Raw genomic sequence first — 17,330 nt, 5'->3', positions numbered from 1 at the left:
CGGCACGGACGGACCGGTCGGGACGGTACGGGGCGGCGGGACGGCGGGGCCCGCGGGCTCCGGCGGGGCCGGGTCGCCCGGGGCGGCCGGACCCGAGGGGGCCACGACGCGCGCCGCCGAGGCGAACCGGGCGTCCACGCTGTCGGTGCCGGTGCCGGCACCGCCGTCCGGGCCGGCCGCGGCACGGCCGGGCGGTGCGCCCGGGCCCTGCTCGGGGTCCTCGTAGAGGCGCTGCCACCAGTCTTCCGCTTCAGGGTCCCGGCTCATGCCCCTCATTCTCGGCGGCGGGCGCCGGCCGTACGGGCCCATCGGGAAAATCCGTTCCGCCGGGGAACGGCGGAAGGGTCCGCCGGACGGCCCCACCCCCCACGGGAAGGTCGCCCGGCGGACCCGGCTTCGCTGCGCCAGGGGCCCCTTCGGGGGCCGTGCCTAGCGCACGTCGTAGGCGCGTTCGACCGTCTGGGTGACGGACGCGCCCGCGCCGTCGGTGAGCTCCACCTTCAGCGAGACGGGCTTGCCGCTCGCTCCGGCGTGGTCGACCACCGCGGTCCACGCGCCGCCGTGGCGGGCGGTGCGGGCCAGGGTCCAGTGCTCACCGTCGTACGAGTACGAGAGTCTGGCGGTCTTGATCGAACCGGGGGTGTAGCCCGCGTGACCGGAAACGTTCAAGCCGATGACCTGCCCGTTCCTCGCGGCGAGGGTCTTGGCCCCGTCCTCCGGCAGCGTGTACCGGGGGAAGAGCACCGGCAGCGGCACCGAGTGGGCCGTCGGGTCCAGGCGGGAGGTGAAGGCCCAGGTGGTGATCACCGAGGCGGACCGCTGCCAGACCCGGGCCGGCGCCCCGAACTTGGTGACGTGCTGGGTGAGTTCGTAGCGGCCCGACGCGGCGGGCACCTCGAACGCGCCCATCGGGTAGGGGCTGTCGCCGATCTGCTCGCCGTTCCGCTTCAGGACGAGGTTGCCGAGGTCCCCGAACCCGCCTGCCTGGGCGTGGTGTTCGCCGTCGCCCCAGGGGGCGGAGGCGAATCCGATGAGGTTGCCCTGGCGTTCGGCGGCCAGTTGGGGCTCGCCGTCGGCGTCGCGCGCGGCCACCGGGGCGACGACCCCGTCGTACCAGCGTTCGGTGCGGTGCGCGCCGGCGGTGTGGGTGCGGATCCGGTCGGTCATGAACTCGCCCCAGGGGAAGCTGGAGGAGACCAGGTGCTGCCAGGAGGTGTCGCCCGCGGTGAAGAACTCGGTGCGCTCGGAGGGGGCGCGGACGGTCTCGATGGCGCCGAAGAAGACCCCGTTCCCGGAGGGCCGGTAGGCGGTCACCAGGTCGACGTAGTCGGCGGCCACGCCCATGGAGCCGTAGCGGGCGGTGACGGAGCCGAGGGAACGGTCGTGGATCCGGTAGGTGCGGTCGGAGCGGATCTCGCCCTGCTCGGGCTGGGCGAGGCTGTAGACGTACGGGCTGCTCGCGGTGGCCTTCCAGGTGAGGGTGACGGGTCCCTTGGCGAGGCGGGCGAGCAGGGCGCCGGCCTCGGCGGAGTCGACGGTGAGGGCGGGCAGGGCGCCGCCGCCCGCGTGGCCGGTGGAGCCCTGCCAGCGGCCGGGCAGGGTGCGGTGGGCGAGGAGGGCCACGGCCCCGGCGTCCCGGGCGGCCCGGGCGGCCTCGTACAGGGAGGGTTCCTCGGCGGCGACCAGGACCACGGCGCCCTTCGCCCCGGCCGCGGCGAGTTCGGCGGGGGTGCCGGCGCCGGCGTCGACCAGGCGGGCGGAGCCCTGTCCGTCGAGGTTGTCGCTGCCCAGGGAGGCGGTCAGCGGGTGCAGGACGGGACCGCCGGCCACCTTGAGTTCGGAGACCAGGGGCGCGGCGGCCCGCCAGTAGCTGCCGAACTCGAAGGCGCCGTCGCGGGCGCGGCCCTCCACGGAGGCGTAGAAGCCCTTGACGGTGCCCCCGGCCATGGCGGTGCCGGCGTGCTGCCAGACCCCGTCCCAGCTGCGGGAGAAGGCGAGGGTGGTGGAACGGGTCTCCGTGGGGCGGTCGGTGACGGTCCGCAGCCGGGCGGCCCGGCGGGCGTCGAGGACGATCGTGGTGTCCCCGCGGACCTCGACCTGCGGGCGGCCCAGGTAGGTGAGGGAGTCGAGGAGGGCGGGGTGCTCGCCGGCGTCGGGGGTGGCCACGAACGCGGAGAGGAAGTACGCGCCGGGCCGGACCCGGAAGAGCTGGTCGGCGGCGCCCTCGTTGTAGCGGCGCTCCCCACTGGCGTCGTCGGTGCCGATCACGTCGAGGGAGGAGGAGTGGGCGGCGGGGCGGCCCGTCCGGTCGAGGAGCTTGACCCGCAGGGTGACCGTGCGGGGTTCCACGTACAGGGTGAAGGGGGTGGAGACGCGGACCCCGTTCGCGGTGGCGACGACCCGGCCGGTGACGTCCCCGTACTGGGCGCGGGAGAGCGCGGCGGCGGGGTCGAGGCGCAGCGGGACGGTCACGGTGGCCCCGGCGGGCACGGTGACGGTGCCGCGGTCGAGGCGGGCCATGGCGGAGCGGACGGTGGAGCCGTCGTGGCCGGTGAGGCGTTCCACGGCGAGCCGGAGGGTCACCGGGCGGGTGCCGTGGTTGGTGTAGGGGACCTGGACGGTGGTGCGGTCGGTGCGGTCCTGGGGCCAGTGGAAGAGGCCGCCTTGGAGGGCCGCGGCGCCGGTGACGGTGGTGTCCACGGCGGCCTTGACGTCGAGTCGGCCGCCGCCGGTCTCGTGCGCGTCCCCGGGGATCCGGGTCTGCGCGGAGCCGACGAGGGCGGCCTTGACGCGGCTCGCGGGCCACGCCGGGTGGGCCTGCTTGACGAGGGCGGCGGCGCCCGCGACGTGCGGGGTGGCCATGGAGGTGCCGGACATGGCCTGGTAGGCGTACACCCCGCGGCCGCCCGCGGCGGCGGCGGAGATGTCCACGCCGGGGGCCGCGATCTCGGGCTTGAGGGTGTGGGCGTCCCCGGCGGGGCCCCGGCTGGAGAACACGGCGGTGCTGTCGTCGCGGTCGACGGCGCCGACGGTCAGGGCGCTCGGGGCGCAGCCGGGGGAGGAGACGGTGCGGGGGCCGGGGCCGGTGTTGCCGGCGGCGACCACGAACAGCGGGCCGTCCTGGGACAGCTTCTCCAGGGCGGCGGCCAGCGGGTCGTCGCAGGAGGTGCGGGAGGGGTCGCCGAGGCTCATGGAGACCACGTCGGCGCCCTGCCCGGCGGCCCATTCCATGCCGGCGATGATCCAGGAGTCCAGGCCGTACCCGGCGTCGTCGAGCACCTTGCCGCTGAGCAGGGCGGCGCCGGGGGCCACGCCCTTCTTGGCGCCGCCGCTCGCCGCCCCGGAGCCGCCCACGGTGGAGATGGTGTGGGTGCCGTGGCCCTGGCGGTCGTCGGCGGTGTCGGAGTCGGTGAAGTTCTCCGCGGCGGTGACGCGGCCCTTGAGGTCGGGGTGGCCGAGGTCGGTGCCGGTGTCGAGGACGGCGACCTTGGTGCCCTTGCCGTCGTATCCGGCGGCCCAGGCGGCGGGGGCGTTGACCTGCCGGGTGGAGCGCTCCAGGGTGGCGCGGACCTTCCCGTCGAGCCAGAGCTTGCGCAGCCCGCCGCCGGCGGCCCGGGCACGGGGCGCGGTGAGGTCGGTCCAGAACTCGGCGGCGCGGGCCTTGTCGGCGCTCAGGGAGACCCCGCCGATGGAGCGCAGGACGGGGCCGCGGGAGGCGCCGCGCGGGGCCGCGGGGGCGGTGCGGGCCACGGCCGCGGAGTCGGCGTAGACGGCGATCAGGGGCAGGCGCTTCGCGCGGGAGTCGTCGTAGCCCTGCCGGACCAGGCCGGTGACGTTGAAGAGTTCCTCGTCGACGGTGCCCGCGGCCAGGGCGGCCGCGGCGGAGTCCGGGTAGACGTACAGGTCCTCGCCGGTCCGGCGGGTCTGCACGGGCGGCCGGGTGCCGTCCTCGCGGGGCAGGGCGGTGGCGGCGGTGCGGCCGTCGGCGCCGGTGGAGACGAGGACCCGGTCGCCGGTGACGAGGGTGACCGTGACCGGCCCGGGGGTCCGGCGGGCCGCGGCCTCGCTGCCGGTCAGTGGCCTGCCGGCCTGCTCCCCCGCCCGCGGCTGTGCCGCGGACGGGGCGACGGCGGTGACGGCGAGGGCCGCGGCGGTCGCCGCCCCCCATGCCGTACGCGATATCGGGCGCATCGCTCTCCCCAGGTGAATTCCGGCCAACTGCACTCATGCGCGGCAAAGTTGCCGCGCAGACTGGTGTGGTCCGGCGGATGTCGGTGCTGCGGTGGCGCCACCTTGGCACGAGGGCCCCGGGTGCGGTGATGATGTCCCGAGGCGGGTTTGCGCCGTGGCCGTTTCCCGCCACGGAACAGCTGGGGAGTGGGGTGGGCCGGATGTTGGGTGCGATAGGTCTGGACGAGGGTCAGGAGTCCGCTTACCGGGCGCTCGTCGCCATGGGCGCAGCTGAGGTGGGGGACCTGGCCCATCGGCTGACCCTTCCGGTTCCGCACACGGAGCGGGCCCTGCGGCATCTGGAGCGGCACGGGCTGGCCGCCCAGTCCTCGGCGCGGCCGGGGCGCTGGGTGGCGGCGCCGCCCGGGGTGGCGCTGGGGGCGCTGTTGACGCAGCAGCGGCACGAGCTGGAGCGGGCGGAGCTGGCGGCGGCGCTGCTGGCGGAGGAGTACCGGGCGGAGGCGGTGGAGCCCGCCGTGCACGACCTGGTGGAGGTGGTCACCGGGGCCAGCGCGGTGGCGCACCGGTTCGTGCAGCTCCAGCTCGGGGCGGTGGAGGAGGTCTGCGCCCTGGTGAGCGGGCGGCCGCAGGTGGTGACGGGCACGGAGAACGACGCCGAGGAGCAGGCCGCGCGCCGCGGGGTGACGTACCGGGTGGTGATCGAGCGGGAGGTGCTGTCCCTGCCGCGGGGCCTGACGGAGGCGTCCACGGCGCTGGGCCGGGGCGAGCAGGTCCGGGTCACCGGGGAGGTCCCGACCAAGCTGGTGATCGCCGACCGGAGCCTGGCGATGGTGCCCCTCACGGCCCGGGGGGCCGCCGCGGAGCCCGCCGCGCTGGTCGTGCACGCCAGCGGGCTGCTGGAGTCCCTGACGGGCCTGTTCGAGGCCGTGTGGCGGGAGGCGCTGCCGCTTCGGCTGGGGGCGGCCGGCGAGGTGGGGACGGAGCAGACGGTGCCGGACGCCACCGATCTGGAGATCCTGTCGCTGCTGCTGGCCGGGATGACGGACGCCAGTGCCGCCAAGCACCTGGACCTGGGGCTGCGCACGGTGCAGCGGCGGGTGAAGGGCCTGATGGAGCTGACCGGGGTGACCACCCGGCTCCAGCTGGGCTGGCACGCCTACGAGCGGGGCTGGGTGGCCCGCTAGCGGGCGCCGGGGGTCTGGGTCAGTCTGGGCAGATGGATCTGCCGCAGCAAGTACTGGTGGGTCTGGTGCTGCTGCTCGGGGTGGCCGGGGTGCTGGTGCCGGGCGTACCCGGCACGTGGCTGGTGTGGGCCGGGGTGCTGTGGTGGTCCCTCCGCGAGCAGACGGCCCTGGCCTGGGCCGTACTGGTGGGCACCACGGCCCTGCTGCTGGTGGTCCAGGTGGTGAAGTGGCTGCTGCCGCCGCGGCGGATCCGCGGGACCGACGTGAACCGGCGGATGGCGGTGTGGGCGGGCGCCGGGGGCGTGCTGGGCTTCTTCCTGCTGCCCGTGGTCGGCACCGTGCCCGGGTTCGTCGGCGGGATCTACCTGTGCGAGCGGCTGCGGCTGGGCGGCCACGGGGAGGCGGCGGCCGCGACCCGGAGCGTGATGCGGGCGGTGGGCACGAGCGTGCTCGTCGAGCTCTTCGCGTGTCTGCTGGTGGCGGGGACGTGGCTGGGCGCCGTCCTCTGGGGCGGCTGACCCGCCCTTCCCCCGTCCGGAGCAACCCCCCGCGGGGAGCCACCGCCCACCCCCGCCGAGCCGCCCCGGCGGCCCCTTCGCGGGGGCTCCGCCCCGGTACCCCCGCGCCTCAAACGCCGGCAGGGCTGGTTTTCGCCCCGTGCCGGAGGTCCCCCGGCCGGACATCGGGCCCGCGCGGCGATCGAGCGCGCCCGGGCGCGGAGCGCCCGGGGCACGGGGTCCGGGGCGGAGCCCCGGGTTCGGGAAGGGGCGGGGCGGGGAGAGGGCCCCGCGCGAGCGGAGAGCCCGCCCCACCCCGCCGGGCTAGGCCCGGCCCCGCTTGGCGGCGTGGTTCGCCCGTCCTTCCGCGGACTTCATCTTCCAGTCGCGCCGGATCTCGGCCCGCAGTCGGGCGTCGGTCTTGGCCACGATCCGCTGGTTCTCCCGCAGCAGCTTCCGGTAGCTGTCGAGGCGCCGCTCGGACAGTTCCCCGGACTCCACCGCCGCGAGCACGGCGCAGCCGGGCTCCGCCTCGTGGGCGCAGTCCTGGAAGCGGCAGTGCCCCGCGTGGTCCTCGATCTCGGAGAAGACCTGGCCCACTCCGGTGGCGGCGTCCCACAGGCCGACCCCGCGCAGGCCGGGGGTGTCGATGAGGACCCCGCCGCCGGGGAGGAGGAGCAGGTTGCGGGTGGTGGTGGTGTGGCGGCCCTTGCCGTCCACGTCCCGGGTGGCGTGGACGTCCATGACGTCCTCGCCGAGGAGGGCGTTGGCGAGGGTGGACTTGCCGGCGCCGGAGACGCCGAGCAGGACGGTCGTACCGCCGGCGGTGACGGCCCGCAGCACGTCGAGGCCCTCCCCGTTGTGGGAGGAGACGGTCAGCACGGTCACCCCCGGGGCGGTGGCCTCGACGTCCTGGACCAGGTGGGCGAGGACGACCGGATCGGGCACGAGGTCCGCCTTGGTGAGGACGACCAGCGGGAGGGCGCCGGACTCCCAGGCCAGGGCGAGGAAGCGTTCGATGCGGCCGAGGTCGACCTCGACGGCGAGGGAGACCGCGATGACGGCGTGGTCGACGTTCGCGGCGAGGATCTGGCCCTCGGACCGCTGCGAGGAGGTGGAGCGGACGATCGCGGTGCGGCGGGGCAGGCAGGCCTTGACGTACCGGGGGTTGCCCGAGGTCTCGACGGCGGCCCAGTCACCGGTGCAGATGACCCGCAGCGGGTCGTGCGGGGTGACGAAGGCGGTGTCGGCGCGGACGGTGCCGGTCGCGGTGATCAGGTCGCACTGGCCGCGGTCGACCCGCAGCACCCGGCCCGGGACGAGCCCCTGGTCGGCGTACGGGGCGAACTCGGCCTCCCAGCGCTCGTCCCAGCCGTGCGCGTCGAGCACGGCGGAGGCGGTGGCGGTGGTGAAAGGGGTGGAGAAGGCGTCGGAAGACGGGAAAGACAAGGGGGGACCCTTCGGAGGGCGGCCCCGGCGTCGTGCGTTGTCGCTGTACGGGTGTCAGCCGGAGACCACGGGAGGAGTGGGGATGAGCGCTCGGGTGCGGGCAGGGCCCTGCGTGGCGACAGTCATCGAAGTCCACCTCCTGGTCGTGTGATCCCCACCGGGGCGACGTGCGTCCCGTGGTGGTGCGCCGGGTGCGGCGCACGTCCCGGATGCTACGCGGGCCGCCCCCGGCACCGCCAATCCTTTTTCCGTCGTGCCCGGCCGTCGTGCCGCCGGGTCCCGTTCAGCGGGGGTGGCGCTCGGTGTGCTTGCGGAGGCGGGACTGGTAGTCCTCGGGGGGCAGGAAGTTCGACCAGCGTTCGGGGAACTCCGAGGGCATCCCCAGGTCCTCGTCGTCCTCGGACTCCCCCTCGGCCAGGGCCCGCCAGGCCGCCGCCCGGGCCACGTACTGGGCCGCCTCGGCCTCCCGGACCCGTTCGTTGGCCTCGCGGGCGGCGGCGGTGGCCACCGAGGGCCAGACGCGGTCGATCGCGGCGTTGACGGCCGCGCCCACCAACACCGCGAAGGCGGAGATCCCGATCCACAGCAGGACGGCCACCGGGGCGGCGAGGGAGCCGTAGATGGTGGGTCCCTCCACCGTGTTGGTGAGGTAGATCCGCAGCAGGAAGGAGCCGAACACCCACATCGCGAGGGCGACCAGGGCCCCCGGCACGTCCTCGATCCACGGGGAGCGCACCGGTACGGACACGTGGTACAGCGTGGTGAGGAAGGCGATGGACAGCAGGGTGACGGTGGGCCAGTACAGGACCGCGATCACCTCGGTGCCCCAGGGCACCAGCCGGATCACGGCGTCCGGGCCGACCACCATCAGCGGCAGCACCACCGCCCCGATCAGCAGGGCGATCACGTACAGCAGGAAGGCCAACAGACGGGTCTTGACGATGCCGCGCTGCCCGTCGAGCCCGTACATCACCGTGATGGTGTCGATGAAGACGTTGACGGCGCGCGAACCCGACCACAGGGCGAAGGCGAAACCGAGGGAGATGATGTCCGGTCGGCCCCGCCGGGTGACGTCGTCCAGGAGGGGTTTCGCGATGTCGTTGACGCCGCGGTCGGACAGCACGGTGCCCACCGCCCGCAGGATGTTCTCCTCGATGCTGGCGACGGTGGTGGTGTCCGTCCAGTTGTCCACGTAGCCCAGCAGGCCCAGCAGGCCCAGGAAGAGGGGCGGCAGGGAGAGCAGGGTGAAGAAGGCCGCCTCCGCGGCCAGCCCCAGGATCCGGTACTCGATGCACGAGTTGACCGTGTCCTTGAGCAGCAGCCAGGCCATCTTGCGCTTGGAGACGTTGCGGTACAGGGCCCTGGCCCGGTGGAGCATCCCCGGGGGACGCTCGGGTGTTTCTTTTGCTGGCTGCACGTCTTTACCGTATCGGCATGGCAGCCACCACCCACACAGTGAGCAACCAGGCCCCACCCCTGGTGGGCTACGACGTCTACGGTACGGACCGGGCCCTCACCGAGGGCATCGCGCGTCATCTGGCCGGAGCCGATCCCGAACTCCGGGACCGGGCCTCGGAGGAACTCCACGAACTGGGGCGCGCCGCGGGCTCCGCGCAGGCCCAGGAGTGGGGGGTGCTCGCGAACGAGAACCCCCCGAAACTGCGCACCCACGACCGGTACGGCAACCGCGTGGACGAGGTCGAGTTCCACCCGGCCTGGCACCGGCTGCTCGGGCACGCCGTGTCGGCGGGACTCACCGACGCCTGGGGTCGCCCGCACGGGCACCTGCGGCGGGCGGCCGGGTTCTTCGTGTGGTCGCAGGCCGAGGCCGGGCACGGCTGTCCGGTCTCCATGACCCACGCGGCGGTGCCGGCGCTGCGCCGGGAGCCGGCACTGGCCGCCGAGTGGGAGCCGCGACTGACCTCGCACGTCTACGAGCCGGGACTGAAGCCCGCCGCACGGAAGGCGGGCGCCCTCTTCGGCATGGGCATGACGGAGAAGCAGGGCGGCAGCGACGTCCGCGCCAACACCACGGTGGCCCGGCCCCTGGACGCCTCCGGGGAGTACCTGCTGACCGGCCACAAGTGGTTCTGTTCGGCGCCGATGAGCGACGGGTTCCTGGTGCTGGCGCAGGCCGGGGCGACCGGGGAGGGCGGCCCGACCTGCTTCCTGGTACCCCGGGTGCTGCCCGACGGCACGCGCAACACCTTCGCCGTCCAGCGGCTCAAGGACAAACTGGGCAACCGCTCCAACGCCTCCGCCGAGGTCGAGTTCGACGGCACCTGGGCCCGCCGCGTCGGGGAGGAGGGGCGGGGGGTGCGCACCATCATCGACATGGTGGCCGCCACCCGCCTGGACTGCGTGACCGGCTCCGCCGCGCTGATGCGGCAGGCCCTGACCCAGGCCGTGCACCACGCCCGGCACCGCAGCGCCTTCGGCGGGAAGCTCGTCGACAAGCCGCTGATGCGCAACGTCCTCGCCGATCTCGCCCTGGAGTCGGAGGCGGCCACCGTGCTGATGCTGCGGCTCGCGGCGGCGTACGACGCGGACACCGAACAGGAACGGGCCCTCCTGCGGCTGGCGGTGCCCGCCGCCAAGTACTGGGTGACGAAGCGCTGCACCCCGGTGGTCGGGGAGGCCCTGGAGTGCCTGGGCGGCAACGGGTACGTGGAGGAGTCCGGGCTGCCGCGGCTGCTGCGCGAGGCACCGCTGAACTCCATCTGGGAGGGCTCGGGCAACGTCCAGGCCCTGGACGTGCTGCGTGCCCTCCAGCGCGAACCGCAGGCCCTCGACGCCTTCCTCCGGGAGATCGGGCTCGCCCGCGGGGCCGACCACCGGCTGGACGGGGCCGTCAAGGACCTGCTGACCGAGCTGGCCGACCTGGAGGGGGTGGAGGCCCGGGCCCGGCGGATCGTCGAGCGGATGGCCCTGGTGCTCCAGGGCTCGCTGCTGGTGCGCTGGGCCCCGCCGGAGGTCGCGGACGCCTTCTGCGCCTCCCGGCTGGGCGGGGACCGCGGGCACGCCTTCGGGACCCTGCCGCACACCCTGGACCTGGCGGCCGTGGTGGAACGGGCACGGATTCCGGGCTGACCGACGGCCCCAACCGTCGCGCTGCCGGGATCCGGGCCCGTGTGACGGCCGGGGTGGCGCCGCGCCGACTCGGCGCCACCCCGGCCGCGGGAAGCCCCGAGGAGGAGCCCGGGCACCGCGTGCGGCGCCCGCGAAGAGTTTCGGTCGGGCGACCGGGACTTGGCGAGAGTTGCAGAGCGTTGCAACCTGTGGGGGCGGGAGCGCACACCGGAGCGCCGGGGAAGCGGCAGGGACGGTGACGGGGCGTTTCCCGGTACGTTCCGGTTCGTACGGGGAGGATCCGGTGAACGGCAGCAGAGTCGACCTGGCGCGGCTTTCGGCCATGGACGCACGGCAGGCGGCGCGCCTGCTGAAAGGCGTGCGCGCGGCCCATCTGGCCGGGGAGCGGGGGCCCGCCGCGCCACGGCCGGAGATCGCCGAGTCCTGGCGGCGGATGCTGGCGGGCGGAGTGCACCCGGACCGGGACGCCCGGTCCCGGATGCTGAGCGTGGCCGAGACGGAGCGGCGGCGGCAGGAATCACCCCTGCGGCAGGTACTGCCGGTGCTGCGCGAGGGGCTGCTGCCGGCCCTGGACGAGAACCGGCACATCATGGTCGTCGCCGACGCCGAGGGCCGGCTGCTGTGGCGCGAGGGCCACAGCTCCGTGCTGCGGCGGGCCGACCGGCTCGGCTTCGAGGTGGGGGCCGACTGGGACGAGCGGGTGGTCGGGACCAACGGGGTGGGCACCACCCTGGTGAACCGGCGCCCCGTGCAGGTCTTCTCCGCGGAGCACTTCGTGAGCAGCCACCACGACTGGACCTGCGCCGCGGCCCCGCTGCACGACCCGCGGGACGGCCGGCTGCTGGGCGTGGTCAACGTGAGCGGCCCGCTGGCCACCATGCACCCGGCCACCCTGTCCTGGGTCACGGCGGTGGCCCGGCTCGCGGAGAGCGAGCTGCGGGTCCGGCACCTCACCTCGCTGGCGGGCCTGCGGGCCGTGGCCGCCCCGCTGCTGGCCCGCGTGCAGGGCCGGGCCGTCGCGGTGGACGCCCAGGGCTGGACGGCGGCCGTCACCGGGCTGGCCCCGCTGGAGCGGGTGCCGCTGCCGAAGGGCTTCGGGGCCGGGCCGGTGTGGCTCCCGGAGCTGGGCCGGTGCCGGGTGGAGCCGCTGCCCGGCGGCTGGCTGATACGGGTGGCCCCGGGCCCGGCGGGCGCCCCGGTGAGCCGGGTGGTGCTGGACCTGCGGCACGCCCGCCGTTGGTCGGCCACCGTGTACGGGGAGGCGGGGGACTGGACCCAGGAGCTCAGCCCTCGCCACGCCGAGCTGCTGTTCCTGCTCGCGGAGCGGCCGGACGGACTGACGGCGGCCGGACTGGCCCAGGAACTGTTCGGGGACGCCACCCGGACGGTGACCGTGCGGGCCGAGATGTCCCGGGTGCGGCGGCACCTGGCCGGGGTGCTGACCCACCGGCCCTACCGGTTCGCGGACGGGGTGGGGGTGTCGGTGCGGCGCCCGACGGACCCTTTCGACCTGCTGCCGCACTCGCACGCGCCCTCGGTGGTCCGCGCCCGCTTGGGCCGTGACCTGCGGACATGATGATATGGCGGTATGGACACCAATCTCACCACGTGGTCACTCGAACAGACCTCGCCCTCGGACCTGAACCCCTCCGCCGCCCCGGAGGGTGACGTCCGGATCGTGCGGTCCGAGGTCCCCTCGCCGGAATTCAGCCGCTTCCTCTACGCCTCGGTGGGCGGGGACATCCACTGGACGGACCGGCTGGAGCTGACCCACGCGCAGTGGACCGAGGTGCTGGCGCGACCGGGCACCGAGACCTGGGTGGCGTACGACCGGGGCACCCCCGCCGGCTACGTGGAGCTCCAGGCGCAGCCCGAGGGCACCGTGGAGATCGTCTACTTCGGGCTGCTGCCGGCCTTCCGGGGCCGCCGGATCGGCGGGCACCTGCTGTCCGTGGGCACGGCACGGGCCTGGGACCTGGCCGAACGGTGGCCGGACCTGCCCCCGACCAAGCGGGTCTGGCTGCACACCTGCAGCTGGGACGGGCCCACCGCGATGGACAACTACCAGCGTCGAGGCTTCCGGCTGTTCCGGACCGAGACCGAGGAGAAGGCCCAGGGGGCGACGCCGGGGCCCTGGCCCGGGGCCTAGGCCGCCCGGGGGCGGGGGGACGGGGGGCCGGTCTCGTGCTTTCGGCCGCCCCGCCGGTGACCGGCCGCTCGCGCCGTTCCCCGCGCCCCTGAACGCGGCGGCCGGCGGGGGGCACTCCGTCGCCCACCGCTCCCCCGATCCGGCCCCGGCGGGCGGCGCTCGCGCCCGTTCTCCGCGTCGTCGTGCCGGTGTGCGGAGGGAGTCGTGGGGTGGGTGGGGCGTGACCCAGGACACAGGTCTCAGGATTCGAGACTCTTTTGTCCATATCGCGGACAGTGGTGGACTCCTCCAAGACGCGCATGCCACGCTTCGGCCATGAATGGAGCTGGAATCGCCTTGGTGAGTCGACGCCACGTCGACCTCGGCCGCATGGCCAGCGCCATCTGTCCGGTGAGCTGAGCACCACCAGCCGCACCTCACCTCGCCGTCCCCGACGCCGCGGACGCGTCGGTCCCCTGAGGCCGTACACCGCCCCCGCCCACCCGCCGGGGGGCCTCATCAGCCGCACCTGTACGCATCACCGCAGGTCAACGCAGGCAGGGTCACCGCCGACAGCACCCTGCCCCCTGCCCTGAGCCGCCACAGAAGGACGTATCGCCATGGCCGCCACCCCGGAGAAGCCCGCCACCGCAGCGCGCCGCAAGACCTCGCGTCACCGCGGCGAAGGCCAGTGGGCCGTAGGCCACTTCACGCCCCTCAACGGCAACGAGCAGTTCAAGAAGGACGACGACGGTCTCAACGTGCGGACGCGCATTGAGACGATCTACTCCAAGGCCGGATTCCACTCCATCGACCCCAACGACCTGCGCGGACGCATGCGCTGGTGGGGGCTGTACACCCAGCGCAAGCCCGGGATCGACGGCGGCAAGACCGCGATCCTGGAGCCGGAGGAGCTGGACGACGAGTACTTCATGCTCCGGGTCCGCATCGACGGCGGCCGGCTGACCACCGCACAGCTGCGCGTCATCGGCGAGATCTCCGAGGAGTTCGCCCGCGGCACCGCCGACCTCACCGACCGCCAGAACGTCCAGTACCACTGGATCCGCATCGAGGACGTGCCGGAGATCTGGAACCGCCTGGAGGCGGTCGGCCTGTCCACCACCGAGGCCTGCGGCGACACGCCCCGCGTGATCCTCGGCTCGCCCGTCGCGGGCATCGCCGAGGACGAGATCATCGACGGCACCCCCGCCATCGAGGAGATCCACCGCCGCATCGTCGGCAACAAGGACTTCTCCAACCTGCCCCGCAAGTTCAAGTCCGCGGTCTCCGGCTCGCCCCTGCTCGACGTGGCCCACGAGATCAACGACATCGCCTTCGTCGGCGTCGAGCACCCCGAGCACGGCCCGGGCTTCGACGTCTGGGTCGGCGGCGGCCTCTCCACCAACCCCAAGCTCGGCGTCCGCCTGGGCACCTGGGTCTCCCTGGACGAGGTCCCCGACGTCTACGAGGGCGTCATCTCCATCTTCCGCGACTACGGCTACCGCCGGCTGCGCAACCGCGCCCGCCTGAAGTTCCTCGTCGCCGACTGGGGCCCGGAGAAGTTCCGGCAGGTCCTGGAGGACGACTACCTCAAGCGGAAGCTGAACGACGGCCCCGCCCCCGCCCAGCCCCTGCAGACCTGGCGCGACCACGTCGGCGTGCACCGCCAGAAGGACGGCCGCTACTACGTGGGCTTCGCCCCCCGGGTCGGCCGCGTCGACGGCGCCACCCTCACGAAGATCGCGGACATCGCCGAGAGCCACGGCTCCGGACGGGTCCGCACCACCGCCGAGCAGAAGATGCTCGTGCTGGACGTCACCGAGGACCAGATCGAGCCGCTGACGGCCGCCCTGGAGGCCCTGGACCTGCGGGTCAAGCCCTCGCCGTTCCGGCGCGGCACCATGGCCTGCACCGGCATCGAGTACTGCAAGCTCGCCATCGTGGACACCAAGAGCCGCGGCCAGAGCCTGATCGACGAACTGGAGCGCCGCCTCCCGGAGTTCGAGCAGCCGCTCACCATCAACATCAACGGCTGCCCCAACGCCTGCGCCCGCATCCAGGTCGCCGACATCGGCCTCAAGGGCCAGCTCGTCCTCGACGAGAACGGCGACCAGGTCGAGGGCTTCCAGGTGCACCTCGGCGGCGCCCTCGGCCTGGAGGCCGGCTTCGGCCGCAAGGTCCGCGGCCTCAAGGTCACCTCCGCCGGTCTGCCCGACTACGTCGAGCGGGTCGTCACGCGCTACGAGGAGCAGCGCGAGGACGGCGAGCGGTTCGCCCAGTGGGTGGCCCGCGCGGACGAGAAGAGCCTGTCGTGAGCGAGCGCGCCGCCCCCTTCCACTGCCCCTACTGCGGCGACGAGGACCTGCGTCCCCACGAGCAGGGCCACGGAGCCTGGGAATGCCGGGCCTGCAACCGCGCCTTCCAGCTGAAGTACCTCGGGCTGCTGGCCCGCGGTTTTCAGAACTCCCGGGAGGACGAAGCCATATGACGGACACTCGGACCGAGATCCACACCGGCGGAACCGACGCGCACCCCGACGGGACCGCCGGGACGCCCACAGGCGGACGGGACCTCAAGGCACTGGCCGAGCAGGCGGGCCGTGACCTGGAGGACTCCTCCCCGCTGGAGATACTCGCCTGGGCCGCCGCCACCTTCGGCGAGCGGTTCTGCGTGACCTCCTCCATGGAGGACGCCGTCGTCGCCCACCTCGCCTCCCGGGCCCTGCCCGGCGTGGACGTGGTGTTCCTCGACACCGGCTACCACTTCGAGGAGACCATCGGCACCCGCGACGCCGTCGAGGCCGTGATGGACGTCAACCTCATCACCCTCACCCCGACCCGGACCGTCGCCGAACAGGACGCCGAGCACGGGCCGCGCCTGCACGACCGCGACCCCGACCTCTGCTGCGCCCTGCGCAAGGTCGCCCCCCTCCAGGAGGGCCTGACCGCGTACGAGGCGTGGGCCACCGGACTGCGCCGCGACGAGTCCCCCACCCGGGCGAACACCCCGGTGGTGGCCTGGGACGAGAAGCGGCGGAAGGTCAAGATCGCGCCGATCGCCCGCTGGACCCAGGAGGACGTGGACGCCTACGTCGCCGAGCACGGGGTCCTCACCAACCCGCTCCTCATGGACGGCTACGCCTCGGTGGGCTGCGCCCCCTGCACCCGTCGCGTCGAAGCGGGCGAGGACGCCCGCGCCGGCCGCTGGGCCGGCCGCGCCAAGACCGAGTGCGGGCTGCACGGCTGATGACCCGGCCGCCCACGGCAGCACCCGACCACGAGACCACCACGGAGAACCAGATGAGCGTGACCGGCCAGGGAGCCACGGTGTGGCTGACCGGTCTGCCGAGCGCGGGCAAGACCACCATCGCGTACGCGCTGGCCGAACGGCTGCGCGCGGAGGGCCACCGGGTGGAGGTCCTCGACGGTGACGAGATCCGCGAGTTCCTCTCCGCCGGCCTCGGCTTCACCCGCGAGGACCGCCACACCAACGTCCAGCGGATCGGCTTCGTCGCCGAACTCCTCGCGAGCAACGGCGTCAAGGCGCTCGTGCCCGTGATCGCCCCGTACGCCGACAGCCGCGAGGCCGTCGCGAAGCGGCACGCCGCCGCCGGGACCGCCTACCTGGAGGTGCACGTGGCCACCCCCGTCGAGGTGTGCTCCGAGCGCGACGTCAAGGGCCTGTACGCCAAGCAGGCCGCCGGGGAGATCTCCGGGCTGACCGGGGTCGACGACCCCTACGAGGCCCCGCACTCCCCCGACCTGCGGATCGCATCGCACACCCAGACCGTCCAGGAGTCCGCGGCGTCGCTCCACGCGCTGCTCACCGAGAAGGGGCTGGCATGACCACCTCCGCCGCTCACCTGCACGCCGCGGCCGCGGGCGCCGACGCCCCGTACGCCCTCTCCCACCTGGACTCCCTGGAGTCCGAGGCGGTGCACATCTTCCGCGAGGTGGCGGGCGAGTTCGAGAAGCCGGTGATCCTCTTCTCCGGCGGCAAGGACTCCATCGTCATGCTGCACCTGGCGCTGAAGGCGTTCGCGCCCGCCCCGGTGCCCTTCACGCTGCTGCACGTGGACACCGGGCACAACTTCCCCGAGGTCCTGGAGTACCGCGACCGCACCGTCGCCCGGCACGGCCTGCGGCTGCACGTGGCCTCCGTCCAGGAGTACATCGACGCCGGGAAGCTCCGCGAGCGCCCCGACGGTACCCGCAACCCCCTCCAGACGGTCCCGCTCACCGAGGCCATCCAGCAGCACCGCTTCGACGCCGTGTTCGGCGGCGGCCGCCGCGACGAGGAGAAGGCCCGCGCCAAGGAGCGGGTGTTCTCCCTCCGCGACGAGTTCTCCCAGTGGGACCCGCGCCGGCAGCGCCCCGAACTGTGGCAGCTGTACAACGGCCGGCACGCCCCCGGCGAGCACGTCCGGGTCTTCCCGCTCTCCAACTGGACCGAGCTGGACGTCTGGCAGTACATCGCCCGCGAGGGCATCGAGCTCCCCGAGATCTACTTCGCCCACGAGCGCGAGGTGTTCCAGCGGAACGGCATGTGGCTGACCGCGGGCGAGTGGGGCGGCCCGAAGGCGGGCGAGGAGACCGAGACCCGTCTGGTCCGCTACCGCACCGTCGGCGACATGTCCTGCACCGGCGCCGTGGACTCCGACGCCGCCACGCTCGACGCGGTGATCGCCGAGATCGCCGTCTCCCGCCTCACCGAGCGGGGCGCCACCCGCGCCGACGACAAGATGTCCGAGGCCGCGATGGAAGACCGCAAGCGCGAAGGGTACTTCTAGCC

General features: G+C 74.1%; 14 protein-coding genes and 1 pseudogene. 11 read left to right on the top strand and 4 right to left on the bottom strand.

The window, feature by feature from the left end:
* Positions 1-267, bottom strand: a pseudogene (locus ABTZ17_RS21785) (hypothetical protein); the annotation flags it as partial.
* 162 nt (positions 268-429) lie between these two features.
* Positions 430-4,191: a S8 family peptidase gene (locus ABTZ17_RS21780; protein WP_352197331.1), complete on the bottom strand. Its 3,762-nt coding sequence runs from the start codon at positions 4,189-4,191 to the stop codon at positions 430-432.
* Positions 4,192-4,391: 200 nt separating this feature from the next.
* On the opposite strand from ABTZ17_RS21780, the gene ABTZ17_RS21775 reads away from it, so the two are divergent.
* Both ABTZ17_RS21775 and ABTZ17_RS21770 read left to right on the top strand, forming a co-directional pair.
* Positions 4,392-5,375, top strand: a complete 984-nt coding sequence (locus tag ABTZ17_RS21775) for a helix-turn-helix domain-containing protein (protein WP_352197330.1) — start codon at positions 4,392-4,394, stop codon at positions 5,373-5,375.
* Positions 5,376-5,407: 32 nt separating this feature from the next.
* Entirely contained in the window at positions 5,408-5,893 is a 486-nt protein-coding gene (locus tag ABTZ17_RS21770) for a DUF456 domain-containing protein (RefSeq protein ID WP_352197329.1), read from the top strand.
* A 303-nt stretch (positions 5,894-6,196) separates the two neighbouring features.
* Here ABTZ17_RS21770 and rsgA read toward each other — a convergent pair whose 3' ends face one another.
* Complete coding sequence (rsgA, locus tag ABTZ17_RS21765) at positions 6,197-7,261, bottom strand: ribosome small subunit-dependent GTPase A (RefSeq protein WP_502994783.1); 1,065 nt, start codon at positions 7,259-7,261, stop codon at positions 6,197-6,199.
* Between the two features lie 343 nt (positions 7,262-7,604).
* Positions 7,605-8,738 carry a YihY/virulence factor BrkB family protein gene (locus ABTZ17_RS21760; RefSeq protein WP_352197327.1) on the bottom strand — a complete coding sequence of 378 codons (1,134 nt, stop codon included), beginning with the start codon at positions 8,736-8,738 and terminating at the stop codon, positions 7,605-7,607.
* Between the two features lie 17 nt (positions 8,739-8,755).
* On the opposite strand from ABTZ17_RS21760, the gene ABTZ17_RS21755 reads away from it, so the two are divergent.
* From ABTZ17_RS21755 to cysD, 9 genes are all read left to right on the top strand, one after another.
* Complete coding sequence (locus ABTZ17_RS21755; protein ID WP_352197326.1) at positions 8,756-10,411, top strand: acyl-CoA dehydrogenase family protein; 1,656 nt, start codon at positions 8,756-8,758, stop codon at positions 10,409-10,411.
* Positions 10,412-10,694: 283 nt separating this feature from the next.
* Positions 10,695-11,987, top strand: a complete 1,293-nt coding sequence (locus ABTZ17_RS21750) for a GAF domain-containing protein (protein WP_352197325.1) — start codon at positions 10,695-10,697, stop codon at positions 11,985-11,987.
* A gap of 12 nt (positions 11,988-11,999) precedes the next feature.
* Positions 12,000-12,560: a GNAT family N-acetyltransferase gene (locus tag ABTZ17_RS21745; protein ID WP_352197324.1), complete on the top strand. Its 561-nt coding sequence runs from the start codon at positions 12,000-12,002 to the stop codon at positions 12,558-12,560.
* A 315-nt stretch (positions 12,561-12,875) separates the two neighbouring features.
* Positions 12,876-12,959, top strand: a complete 84-nt coding sequence (locus ABTZ17_RS21740; RefSeq protein WP_352197334.1) for a putative leader peptide — start codon at positions 12,876-12,878, stop codon at positions 12,957-12,959.
* Positions 12,960-13,159: 200 nt separating this feature from the next.
* On the top strand, positions 13,160-14,854 hold the full coding sequence (locus tag ABTZ17_RS21735) for a nitrite/sulfite reductase (protein WP_352197323.1): 1,695 nt from the start codon (positions 13,160-13,162) through the stop codon (positions 14,852-14,854).
* Positions 14,851-15,027 (top strand): hypothetical protein, encoded by a 177-nt coding sequence (locus ABTZ17_RS21730; RefSeq protein ID WP_352197322.1) that lies wholly within the window; start codon positions 14,851-14,853, stop codon positions 15,025-15,027. Before ABTZ17_RS21735 ends, ABTZ17_RS21730 begins: the two co-directional genes overlap by 4 nt.
* Positions 15,024-15,785: a phosphoadenylyl-sulfate reductase gene (locus tag ABTZ17_RS21725; protein WP_352197321.1), complete on the top strand. Its 762-nt coding sequence runs from the start codon at positions 15,024-15,026 to the stop codon at positions 15,783-15,785. Before ABTZ17_RS21730 ends, ABTZ17_RS21725 begins: the two co-directional genes overlap by 4 nt.
* A 53-nt stretch (positions 15,786-15,838) precedes the next feature.
* Positions 15,839-16,384, top strand: a complete 546-nt coding sequence (gene cysC, locus ABTZ17_RS21720) for an adenylyl-sulfate kinase (protein ID WP_352197320.1) — start codon at positions 15,839-15,841, stop codon at positions 16,382-16,384.
* On the top strand, positions 16,381-17,328 hold the full coding sequence (gene cysD / locus ABTZ17_RS21715; protein WP_352197319.1) for a sulfate adenylyltransferase subunit CysD: 948 nt from the start codon (positions 16,381-16,383) through the stop codon (positions 17,326-17,328). Before cysC ends, cysD begins: the two co-directional genes overlap by 4 nt.
* The last annotated feature ends 2 nt before the right edge of the window (positions 17,329-17,330 follow it).

Origin of the sequence: Streptomyces sp. NPDC097619 (genome assembly GCF_040302735.1) — a bacterium.
Classification (GTDB): Bacteria; Actinomycetota; Actinomycetes; order Streptomycetales; family Streptomycetaceae; genus Streptomyces.
This window is presented reverse-complemented; position numbering and strand designations above follow the sequence as displayed.